At 50.8% G+C, this 760-nt stretch carries 1 rRNA gene; it reads right to left on the bottom strand.

The features are described from left to right. Positions 1-760 (bottom strand): 23S ribosomal RNA (locus H3H37_RS25425); the annotation flags it as partial.

Raw genomic sequence — 760 nt, 5'->3', positions numbered from 1 at the left:
ATATCCGCAGCTTCGGTGACTGGCTTAGCCCCGTTACATCTTCCGCGCAGGACGACTCGATCAGTGAGCTATTACGCTTTCTTTAAATGATGGCTGCTTCTAAGCCAACATCCTGACTGTTTTAGCCTTCCCACTTCGTTTTCCACTTAGCCAATCTTTGGGACCTTAGCTGGCGGTCTGGGTTGTTTCCCTCTTGACGCCGGACGTTAGCACCCGACGTCTGTCTCCCAAGCTCGCACTCATCGGTATTCGGAGTTTGCAATGGTTTGGTAAGTCGCGATGACCCCCTAGCCATAACAGTGCTCTACCCCCGATGGTGATACTTGAGGCACTACCTAAATAGTTTTCGGAGAGAACCAGCTATTTCCAAGTTTGTTTAGCCTTTCACCCCTACCCACAGCTCATCCCCTAATTTTTCAACATTAGTGGGTTCGGACCTCCAGTGCGTGTTACCGCACCTTCATCCTGGCCATGAGTAGATCACTTGGTTTCGGGTCTACACCCAGCGACTGGACGCCCTGTTCGGACTCGATTTCTCTACGGCTTCCCTATATGGTTAACCTTGCCACTGAATGTAAGTCGCTGACCCATTATACAAAAGGTACGCAGTCACGGAACAAGTCCGCTCCTACTGTTTGTATGCACACGGTTTCAGGATCTATTTCACTCCCCTCCCGGGGTTCTTTTCGCCTTTCCCTCACGGTACTGGTTCACTATCGGTCGATTACGAGTATTTAGCCTTGGAGGATGGTCCCCCCAT

Source organism: Rugamonas brunnea (genome assembly GCF_014042345.1).
Taxonomy (GTDB): Bacteria; Pseudomonadota; Gammaproteobacteria; order Burkholderiales; family Burkholderiaceae_D; genus Rugamonas; species Rugamonas brunnea.
Note: the sequence above shows the minus strand (reverse complement) of the source record. Positions and strands in the feature narration are given on the sequence as shown.